This is a genomic window from Cellvibrio sp. (genome assembly GCF_053579595.1).
Window position 1 is genome coordinate 1 of the sequence record NZ_JBRFPI010000124.1, and the last position, 10,885, is coordinate 10,885.

At 46.5% G+C, this 10,885-nt stretch carries 10 protein-coding genes; 6 read left to right on the forward strand and 4 right to left on the reverse strand.

What is annotated here, in order from left to right; all coding sequences use genetic code 11:
• The 3 genes from ACWA6V_RS09675 to ACWA6V_RS09685 form a co-directional block, all read left to right on the forward strand.
• The coding region (locus tag ACWA6V_RS09675) for a MutS-related protein (RefSeq protein ID WP_449522291.1) at window positions 1-873 on the forward strand (873 nt) is incomplete at its 5' end.
• 227 nt (window positions 874-1,100) lie between these two features.
• Window positions 1,101-1,424 carry a ferredoxin FdxA gene (gene fdxA / locus ACWA6V_RS09680; RefSeq protein WP_040391760.1) on the forward strand — a complete coding sequence of 108 codons (324 nt, stop codon included), beginning with the start codon at window positions 1,101-1,103 and terminating at the stop codon, window positions 1,422-1,424.
• A gap of 247 nt (window positions 1,425-1,671) precedes the next feature.
• A complete protein-coding gene (locus ACWA6V_RS09685) occupies window positions 1,672-1,980 on the forward strand; it encodes a PilZ domain-containing protein (protein WP_449522292.1) in 309 nt (102 codons plus the stop codon).
• Window positions 1,981-2,041: 61 nt separating this feature from the next.
• On the opposite strand, the gene ACWA6V_RS09690 is transcribed toward ACWA6V_RS09685, so the two are convergent.
• Window positions 2,042-2,779: an MlaA family lipoprotein gene (locus ACWA6V_RS09690; protein WP_449522293.1), complete on the reverse strand. Its 738-nt coding sequence runs from the start codon at window positions 2,777-2,779 to the stop codon at window positions 2,042-2,044.
• 342 nt (window positions 2,780-3,121) lie between these two features.
• Here ACWA6V_RS09690 and ACWA6V_RS09695 point away from each other — a divergent pair, with 342 nt between their 5' ends.
• The 3 genes from ACWA6V_RS09695 to ACWA6V_RS09705 all read left to right on the forward strand — a co-directional run bounded on the left by ACWA6V_RS09695 (window position 3,122) and on the right by ACWA6V_RS09705 (window position 8,712).
• Window positions 3,122-4,798 carry a hypothetical protein gene (locus ACWA6V_RS09695; RefSeq protein WP_449522294.1) on the forward strand — a complete coding sequence of 559 codons (1,677 nt, stop codon included), beginning with the start codon at window positions 3,122-3,124 and terminating at the stop codon, window positions 4,796-4,798.
• 104 nt (window positions 4,799-4,902) lie between these two features.
• Window positions 4,903-7,611, forward strand: coding sequence for a TonB-dependent receptor domain-containing protein (locus ACWA6V_RS09700; RefSeq protein ID WP_449522295.1), 2,709 nt, complete (start codon window positions 4,903-4,905; stop codon window positions 7,609-7,611).
• A gap of 375 nt (window positions 7,612-7,986) precedes the next feature.
• A complete protein-coding gene (locus tag ACWA6V_RS09705) occupies window positions 7,987-8,712 on the forward strand; it encodes a hypothetical protein (RefSeq protein WP_449522296.1) in 726 nt (241 codons plus the stop codon).
• A 71-nt stretch (window positions 8,713-8,783) separates the two neighbouring features.
• Here the strand turns inward: ACWA6V_RS09705 and ACWA6V_RS09710 are convergent, their stop codons facing one another.
• The 3 genes from ACWA6V_RS09710 to ACWA6V_RS09720 form a co-directional block, all read right to left on the reverse strand.
• Complete coding sequence (locus ACWA6V_RS09710; protein WP_449522297.1) at window positions 8,784-9,242, reverse strand: hypothetical protein; 459 nt, start codon at window positions 9,240-9,242, stop codon at window positions 8,784-8,786.
• Between the two features lie 95 nt (window positions 9,243-9,337).
• On the reverse strand, window positions 9,338-10,321 hold the full coding sequence (locus tag ACWA6V_RS09715; RefSeq protein WP_449522298.1) for a porin: 984 nt from the start codon (window positions 10,319-10,321) through the stop codon (window positions 9,338-9,340).
• Window positions 10,322-10,618: 297 nt separating this feature from the next.
• Window positions 10,619-10,885: HvfC family peptide modification chaperone (locus ACWA6V_RS09720; RefSeq protein WP_449522299.1), on the reverse strand; the 267-nt coding region annotated here is incomplete at its 5' end.

Sequence of the window (10,885 nt, forward strand, 5' to 3'; positions counted from 1 at the left end):
CCGGTGGTTGAGCAAGTGACATCGGCGCGTTTTGTGGCGAAGGATCTGGAATTTAATCCGCAGCGCGACATGCTCATCATCACCGGCCCGAATATGGGTGGTAAATCGACTTATATGCGGCAGGCAGCGTTGATCACACTGCTCGCACACATCGGCAGTTTCGTGCCTGCGCAAAAAGCGACAATTGGAATTGTTGACCGCATTTTTACCCGTATTGGTTCAGCTGATGATCTGGCCGGTGGACGCTCTACGTTTATGGTGGAGATGACCGAAACCGCCAATATTTTGCATAACGCCACCGAGCGCAGTTTAGTGTTGATGGATGAAATCGGGCGCGGTACCAGTACCTTCGATGGTCTTTCGCTCGCATGGGCTTGCGCTAAACATCTCGCCGAAAAAGTGCGCGCGTTTACCTTGTTCGCCACACATTATTTTGAAATTACTACGCTGCCGGAAACGGTATCTGGCATCGCCAACGTGCATTTGAATGCGACCGAGCACAAAGACAATATTGTCTTTCTGCATAAGGTGCAGGAAGGCCCCGCTAGTAAAAGTTATGGTTTGCAGGTGGCAAAGCTTGCCGGTATTCCCGCGCAGGTGTTGGCGGAAGCGCAGCAACAATTACATTTATTGGAAAACGGCGAACATCCGCATTCGATTAAATCGGCAACTACACCAGTGTTCTTAGCCGATTCGATTAGCGCTGTTGGAACTGCAGCAGCTATCGATTCGCCCGCGCAATCCGGTTTATTTGATGCGCTCCCTAACCCGGCGCTGGATGCACTCAAGAAAATTAACCCGGACAACCTGACTCCACGCGAAGCACTGGAGCAACTGTATCGATTGAAAGAGATTTACATCAAGGGGAAATAACAGTGCGAGCATAGATGCAGTCAATAAGTGTTATCTGCGAAATCGGTATTCAAAAAGAACCATTCTCAACTGCACTTTTTCGAGCGTAAATCATCATTTTTCGAGGCAAATTCAAAGCAAAAAGCCTACCCAAACCGGGTTTGGCTGTTTAGAATGCGCGCTCTTGCGTTGTGCCAAGTTAAACTGGCGCATTGACTATCGAATTCTGTTACTTGTGGGAGTCTCCTATGACGTTTGTAGTTGGGGAAAATTGCATCAAATGTAAGCACACAGACTGCGTTGAAGTCTGCCCGGTTGATTGCTTTTACGAAGGCCCCAATTTTTTGGTGATTCACCCGGACGAGTGTATTGACTGTGCCTTGTGCGAACCTGAATGCCCGGTGGGCGCCATCTTCTCGGAAGATGAACTGCCCGAAGACCAAGCGGTATTTCTGGAGCTGAACGCCGAGTTGGCGCAAGTCTGGCCCAATATTACCGAGATCAAAGACTCTCCCGCTGATGCGGAAGAATGGGATGGTGTGCCAGGCAAGCTGCAATATCTTGAGCGTTAATTGCACAAACTCCAAACCAGTAGCTATAAAAAAACCGCGCCCTGCGCGGTTTTTTTTCACCACTCGTTCGTAGCGCAGTTAGCACGCAGAAATCCGTCGCTGAACTCTGGCTATTTGGGGGGCTGTGCTACACTCAGTTGTGTTTAGGCTAGACCGACGCCACAAGCAGTGGGATTTGGACTTATCCAGATCAAACAACCCACCAGTACCAATAACGAACACAACAACCAATAACGAGGAACAAGCTATGGGGATTAACGATAAGCCTTACAGCGAAAAGCGCGATTTCATCCGCATGAAAATTGGCGCGCCCTTGAATGCCAAACTGGCTGCTTCATCGGACATCATAGAGGGTCTGTGCCTTGATTTAAGTGGCGGTGGACTACAGGTGGAGACTAAAAAAGGCCTTGAGGTTGGTACCGAGGCGGAGGTGGAGGTTTCTTCTGATCATGGCCACAGCCCGACATTGAAAGCAAAAACAAGAGTAGCTCGGGTTACGACTAATGAGGCAGGGGGTTATATAATAGGATTGGAAATACTTCAGATCCTTCCCTAACACAGCTAGTTCACACGACAGCCCAATACAAAAAAACGGCTACTTTACAGTAGCCGTCTGGTTAAAACTCCCCTTCAAAATCTTCTTCATCAAACTCTTCCGTGCCGAAATCATCCTCAATTTCACCGTTGTTGATCAAGTATTCGCGGCGCTGCAAATAAACATCACGGACAAAAACATAGCGATCGCCGGTTATACCCTTCTCAAGCTCCAATAGCCCTGCGCGGGTGCTAGCCAATGAAACAGCCATCACCGTGTTATCAGTAGGAACATGATCGATGTAGACAGTGGGATTAGTGTAATAGTCTACCGGTTTGCCGAAACCATCCCTTACCGTACTTGGCCCGAACAGGGGTAATACCAAATAAGGCCCTTGCCCCACACCCCAAACCGCCAAAGTTTGGCCAAAATCTTCCGGGGTATCTGCCGGTAAATTCATGTACTGGGCGACATCCAACAAACCACCAATACCGAGAGTGGTATTTACCAGCAAGCGGCCTGTATCGTGTGCAGCCCCCTTTAAATCCCCCTGCAAAACCCCGTTGATCGTATTAGGCACTTCCAGAATGTTGCTGAAAATATTGCTGACCACCACTTCCAACGGATCAGGCATTACAAACTTGTAGGTTTTAGCCAAGGGCTTGAGGGTCCAGCGGTCAACCGTATCGTTGAAAGTAAACATTGCACGGTTAAACCCCTGCCAAGGGTCGGGATTCTGTTCGGTCTGCGCCAGGCTGGTATAAGGGGCGGCAAAACCAAGAGAGAGAAGAGCAAGCAAAGGTTTGACAATGGATTTCATAATGTCCCTGAGGCGCAGTAATGCGCAATTGAAGCGTTTCATAAAGTAACGCTTTAAGGAAGCGCCACTTTAGCGAATAGCTATAGCTTGAACAACCCAATTTAGTGCAATCCACACCCTGCCGTTACAAATTGCAACATTTCAATGTGTTTCAAACCAACCTGCCAAATAAGGGGTTTAGCTGCCATTTGAAACATTAACGACACATATCAGCAATAAATCTTTCACAAATCTGTCGTTTAAATTTCATATTTGTCACTGAAGATAGCGCCACAAACGCGAAACAACACTGCGTTCACATTTTCCTTACACCCCTTGTGAAACTGAGAAGAGAGTGACCTCATGAAACTGAAAAACCTATTTGCATTGAATGTATTGGCTGCAGCTTTGGCGGCTTGTGGTGGCGGTGATGTCAATCTGAACCCGAGCAACACTGTGACTGATTCTAACAACACGACTGTTAACAACCCACCTACTACCACCCCGACAGTTAATCCTTGCGCCCAATACGAACAAGATGGACAAAAACTGCAAGGTACTCAGGATGGCAAAAACTGTGTATACAACACCTCTTTTGCATCAAGTGCGAAACAATTAAAGGTAAGCCTGTTTGTTCCGGAGCTGGCTGATGGCGGCGTTCACATTTTTCAAGGTGCATTGTTTATTGGTGAAGATGTAGATAGCAACGTTGCCGCAGCAGGCAAACGCATTCCACAGGAAGGCGAAGGGGCAACATTGACGGTAGCTGCCGGCGCGAAACTCGCATTTGAACGCGGTGAAGATTACGTGCGCATCGCACGCGGCTCCAAGATTATCGCCGAAGGCACCAAAACCAAGCCAATTATTTTCTCTGGCGTAAAAGACCTGCGCGACAAATCAGCCACTATCGCTGATCGCGGCCTCTGGGGTGGCATCCAAATCAACGGTAATGGTATTACCAACAAATGTACCGATGCCCAACGCCTCACAACAGCTAACAACGTACACGGTTGCCATATTACATCTGAAGGCTTACCTGGCACTTACGGTGGCGCCAACAATGCTGAGAGTTCAGGCGTACTCAAGTATGTTGTAATCAAACATGCTGGCTACAAAGTAGTTGAAGGTAACGAGCTGAATGCCCTGACGTTGAACGGTGTAGGCTCAAAAACCATTATCGACTACGTACAAGCCTACTCAGCACAAGACGATGGCTTCGAATGGTTCGGTGGTGCGGTAAGTGCCAAACACATCGTAGCTGTGGGCACTTCGGATGACTCATTTGACTTTACCGATGGCTATAAAGGCAACATCCAATTCGCCCTGTCTGTACACCCAACCGGTGTAGGAGGCAACCATTGCGTAGAAGCTGACAATACCGGTGCCGGCCGCCCTGATGACATAGCGCCATTGACCAAACTGCGTATATCTAACCTGACTTGCGTCACTAACAACATTGTTAAAAACACCGGCACTACACCATCTCCAGATGGCGATTCTCTCGGTCTGTTAATTCGTGAGGGTTTCTTCATCGAACTTTATAACAGCGTGGTTACCTCAAACGCGTCCGCTATGGCCTCAAAAGCACTGCTGAACTTCAACGACGTTGACGGCCCACAAACTGTCAAAGGTGCAATTGATGGCTGGAGCGTTGCTAAAAGCAACCTGTTTGCCGGTACTACAGGCGTAAGCGCATCCAAAGTCGACCCATCTAACGCTGCTTTCAGCACTGCCACTTGGTTGGACACGGGTCTTGGCAATGCTGGTAACAAAGTCATCACCTCTCCAACCCAGTTGCCAGTGAGTGTACTGAAAGATTTGACCACCAAAGACAACGCCTACTTGACCCTCGCCGCTATCACTGATGCTTCAACTGCGGCAGTAGCCATCACTCCAACTGATGTGAGCAAACTGGCCGATGCATTTGACGCTGGCGCAGTACCAAAAGCTGGCACCAGCACTTTCTTTGTAAACCCAACCCATATTGGCGCTGCATCTGAAACCAATGATTGGGTATCCGGCTGGACTGTAGGCCTTTAATTGGGAAAGTACATAAACCGCTTGTGATCCCAGATAGAGGCGCCTCCGGGCGCCTCTGTCGTAAGCAGCTCTTATCACAGCCTCGTTCATACAAGGTTTTAACCATGCAGACATTAAATACCAAGCGGCGCCAGCTCTTCCTGGCCATCACCGCCACTTCTCTGGGTATTTGCCAAATCGCCTTCGCCCAGAATACAGAACAGAAAGTTGAAGTCCCCGCGCTCGAATTGCCGCAAATTGATGCTCCGGTCATTGAAGAAATGATGGTGACTGGCCGCCAACAAAGTGCCGCCCAATCAGTTGTCACTGAGCGTATGGAAGAAGCCTTCGCTACCGACCTGATGAGCTCCGACCAGATTTCCCGTACCGGTGACTCCAACGTCGCGGTTGCACTGACTCGTGTGACCGGCGTCACCCTACTCGACGGAAAATATGTTTATGTACGCAGCCTGGGGGAGCGCTACTCCAGCACCACATTGAATGGCGCAGCAGTTCCATCTCCTGAGTTGACGCGCAACGTGCTTCCTCTGGATTTGATTCCATCTTCTATCGTGGAATCACTGAAGGTTCAAAAAGCTTACTCCCCTGAGCTAGCGGCCAACTTTGGCGGTGGTGCAGTTGATATCCGCACCAAAGGTGTACCCGACGAATTCGTATTTAGCGTCGCTATGGGTTCAGGTATGAACTCTGAAAGCGACGATGGCTTGACGCACGCGAGCCACGGCGAAAAACATAATATGCCTACACAAATGCGCGATGCATTGAATACCTACCAAGGCAATTTAAGTGAGCAGCGCATTGGCAATTTCTATAAACGCGCAAACCCGACGGTGACTAACGCACAACGCGATGCCTTTGCTGTGCAAACCAATCGCGATTTATTGCTGTCATTAAATCGCGATGTAGCAATTTACAAAAAGTCCTTACCAGTTGATTTTTCCGGCAGTTTGGCATTGGGCAACAATTGGGAATTGAATGATGACTTCTCTTTCGGAGCTGTTGTTAACTTTGGTCAGGACACCAAATGGCGCAATAAGGATCAGGAGCGTCGCGATATAGGCTCGCCGAATTCGCGTTATTCCAAAACTGAACGCACCAGTGAAGAAACTCGACAAGTAATTTCTACCAACTTCGGTTTAAATTTTCAGGACATGCACGAGTTGCAAGCCAGCGCTTACCACATCGAAAATATTCTCGATGAAGCAAGTATTAAAACCGGATTTAATGGCAGCACCTATACACTCGAAAATGGCACAGAGCAAGCAAGCCATGTAACGCGTATGGAAATTCGCGAGCTAGACGTAGGACAATTAACCGGTGAGCACAAATTTGACCAATTAAATCGCGATTGGTTAGATACTGTTGTCATTGATTGGTTTTACTCTGACTCAACTGTGAAAACTGATGTCCCAAATCAATCGACCATTGCCATAGACAACACAATTGATCCATTAACTGGCGCATTCATCAGCTCGCAATTATCACCGCGAGCAGCTATGGCCAGTTTTGAGTTTCTCAATCTTGATGATGAGGTAACTAGCAGCGGCTGGAATGCCAAAATTCCTTTTGTTTTTGAGAGATTGGAATTAACCATGTCAGGTGGTTACAACTACAACGAAAAGTCACGCGAATATTATGGCTATACCGCCAACATAGATGCATCCGGAAATCAAAGCTCTGTATTAAGCGGTGATGTAAACGACGTACTGAACAGCAACCGTGTTACCAATCTCAATAACAACTTTGAATTGAGTGTCGGTGGTGGATTTGGTACTGAAAGTTATGTTGCTGGACAAATTATTGAAGGTGCCTATGGTATGTTCGACGCCAACTGGGATGATACCTGGCGTGTTACTGGCGGTGCTCGTCAGGAAACCTACAAACAGGGATTAATACCCGTAGACCTGCTCGATTACACCGGCGAGAGCCTTAAAAAAATTATTAACGAAATAAGTACCAACCCCGATCAACGCTATGGTTTTATGGATGATGACTGGTATCCATCACTGGCCATTACTTATATGAACGAAGGCTTCATGAATGCAGAAGTCTTCCAGGTGCGCCTAAGTGCGAGCGAAACAGTCGTGCGCCCAGACCTGCGTGAGATGTCTGATGTTTCATTTATCAGTCCGGACAATAATCAACGCTACAGAGGAAACCCCTACTTAAAATTCTCGCAAATCAAACACTATGATCTGCGTACTGAATGGTTTTTCGAAAGCGATAATAATTTTACCGCAACACTGTTTTATAAAGACATCGCAGATCCAATCGAAAGCACCAACATACCAGGTTCAGACGACGACATAATTCTTACGTTTGAGAACTCATTAAGCGGTGAAATCTACGGTTTGGAGCTGGAATCTCTATTCAATTTGGGTGCAGGTTTCTTTACCTCGACCAACTTAACCTTGAGTGACTCAGAAATTGTATCGCCTGAGGGAGTGGGTTACACCAACCCAGTACGCCCACTGACTGGTCAATCCGAATATGTTCTCAATGCTCAATTGGGTTTTGACTCGGATGATGGCCAGCATAGTGCATCCCTCGTATATAACCTGTTTGGTGAGCGCCTTTACTTCGCCGCTCGCATGCTGGGAAATACACAGGATGCTTACGAGCAACCGTTTAACTCTCTGGATTTAACCTACTCCTGGTACGCAACGGATAACATCACTACCAAAATAAAACTCGGTAATATCCTCAATGAAGAAAGAGTGTTTGAACAAGTTAACTCTAATGGTGAAAACGTAGAGATTCTAAAACAACAGGTAGGAACCAGTTTCAGTCTGGATGTGAAATACACCTACTAGGAAGTGGATCTACCGGCAGGGAAATCGAAAGTAGCCCCCATCCAATTAAACCACCTTCGGGTGGTTTTTTATGTGCACATAAAATGACTGCCACGCACCAAAATACAAATCTATACTTTTTTAAACGGTCAATTAAGCAGCCAAAATAAACATTCAGGGACACTAAAAATCCAATTCCCTCCCAGATCAGGCAAAACTTATAATCAAAATCACAGAAATAACTAAATATTTTTAAATTATTTCTATTTAAATCAAAAAGTGTCACAAACTATTCACATTAGTGTGCTAAGCCGAGTGCTAATCTAACAATGAAGCCGGAGATCAATGACCCAGAAGGGTGCAGATAGCCGTTTAATGATTCACGAGGAGCACACTATGACTAAAAATTTCCTACAAAAAACCATTCGCTCACTGGTAATGCTAGCGGCTATTGCACCTATTGCGAGTTATGCAGCAGCTTATACGCCAGCAAAGTTTGGCAATGCAGAAGAAACTCTGGGTAAACAAATTACTATGCCAGCCTCATTTGGTGAGGGGGTAAAAACCGTGGCGGTTTACTGCCAGGCAGATGTGATGACCACCGGTAATATCAACGCAGTCACCTGCTACGAAAATAGCCCGCTGGTATCCATGCAAAAAGTGACGGAATCCGCACTCAAATCCGCCACCTTTACCCCAGCCACTATTGACGGCAAGGCGGTTCCGGTAAGAATGCAAATGCGCGTGGTCTACTCACTTGGCGGAACTCAGGCACCGATTGTTTTGCTACCTAACTTGGGTACATTGCAAGCACAACACGGCACTCACTATTACGCACCGCAAGAGCGTTTGGATACCAGCGACTGGTATGCCACCTACTCCACCAAAGAACATGGCGACGGCAAATTATTTTTTGCCGAAGGTAAGATGACACGCGTTATGGCCAACATTGAAGCCGATGGCAAAGTGGAAACTGTGAGCACTATTGAAGCAGCACTACGTAAGCAAGCGGATGCAGCAAGCATCGAAAGCTCGCTGAAAAAATCCAAATTTATTCCCGGATTTGTACAAGATAAACCGACTGCCATGCATTACATCGCTGTGGTTAATTATCAAAAATAGTTTTTTGTTAGATAGCCACAATAAAAAGGCCGCAATATTTGCGGCCTTTTTCGTTTTACATTCACAATTAGTTATTCAAGGCAGACAAATTCTATCCCCAGCGAAATTCTTCCCATCGCCAGCGGACGATAATTTTCACGCATCACGGAAAAACCGTTTGTGCATCGCTCCATAGCTTTAGGCAACAACTGCGTACGCGCCAGGACAACACTGGACCATTGATCCACCTCAACACTGAGTGAAAACACTTTTTTAGTTTGTATGGGTTTACTTGGGAGGTTTTTCGCTCCTCCTGTTGTTGGCATTTTTCCATCGCCAGGATTTTCTGCATCGGTTTCCAATACCGCCCCTTCACTACCCTTTTTAAAAGCTTTGTGCAAAACACCATTAAGCCCTTCTTCGGTGTAATCGCAATCCTGCTGATTTACATTCATTGAATCAGCCGCATCAACAGCGTTTTCACAGGTGTCATCGGCATAGGATTGTGTAGCGCAACAAACACTGATCATTACTGCCAGTACCCATCTCATCGCATCACCTCTTTTTAGCTACTTATCAAGATTACGTACAAACAATAAAGGGTGCCAAGGCACCCTTTATTTACGCAAGGAAAGAACTACAACAATTAGAATTTGTAATCCAAGCCAACACCAGCGTAGTTATCATCGCGGTAGCTGTCTACAGCAACCAAGTCTGGTTGGCCATTTTCTACCACAGTGTAGTAACCATACAAAGTAGCACTCTTGGTCATTTTGTAATCCACACCAATGCTGCTGCTTTCGCCGTCAATCCATCTAACTTCTGAGCTGCCGTGTTGTGCTTTTACCGCCCACTTGTCAGTTACATTCCACAATGCAGAAACCAGTGCACCATCTTCTTCATCGGCAACGCCATTGTCGTAATTCTCACCCAACACACCGAATTGGAAAGCGCCGAGAGTCAAACGACCAACCACACGAATCAAATCAACACCTTCAGCTTCAACGTCCTGATCCATAGCTACGCCAACATAAAAAGTTGGGCTGTTGTAGCCAAATGATGCAGAAATACCATTACCTGTTTCACCGGTTTTTTTGGTCACACCATCATTTTCTTCAGTCACATAAGCAACCGAACCAGAGAATCCACCGCCAAAAGTTGGGGTTACATATTGAACGATGTTGCTCGCACGAATTTCACCTTTGAAGATATGGGTGATATCACCTTCCAGATCGTTGAACAAATCAATTTTTTCTTGCGCGACTTTTGTTGGGGTATCAAAGTGACCGCCCATGATAGTACCGGCAGAGCCTTGCAAACCCAAATAGATATTACGCTGACCAAAAGTTTGGCTACCGTTGGTGCCATCATCTACTTCAGTTTGGTATTCAAATTGATAAATCACTTTCAGCTTTGAATTAACTTCTTCACCACCTTTAACACCAATGCGCGACGCGTTGCTAACCAATTCAACTTTGCTACCGTCAGCTTGGTTGCCATTTGCACTTGAAAGCGCAACTTCATCTGTGCTTTGCACAGACACATTTGCTTTACCGTAAACGATAACGTCGGCGAACGCTGCTGCGGGAAGAACAGATGCAATAACCAGAGCCAATAATGTTTTTTTCATGGAGTCGTCTCCTGGATGTGTGTGTTTAGTGTTCAGACCCTGAACACCGAGTGTCAGGTGTTATTTATAGAATGACATTTGTGTTTCAGAGGTGTTTCCATTGTGTGACCATAAGGTTACAGAAAGATGACAAAACACACTCTGAATGTCGCGGGCGGATTATATAAAGAAATTTACTCTGATTTTGTGATTTAACGTAGTTTTAGGGTAAATGACCAAACTTTTTGCACTATTTTTGCGCTTTTGATAACCAAATGGCCGGAAAATTCACCAGTAAAATGCGGGGCATCTCACTAGCTACTCGAAATGGCTGATGATACCTAGCTTGAACAGCTCGTTTATCAAGGCCTGCGCCTCATGAAATAAGGTGTCTGGATGATTGTGCCGCAGCTCAGAGACGATAAGATGAAGCTGCTCCCCCAGATTTGCCCCGGAGTTGGCCTGCAATAAATAGAGCAAGCGTAATGTCATGGCATTGGCTGCCATAAAACGCACTTTATCATCGCGATCACGGTAAACCACTAGCTGGGTTGGCTCTGGCATGGGGAATTGATGACGGGGAGA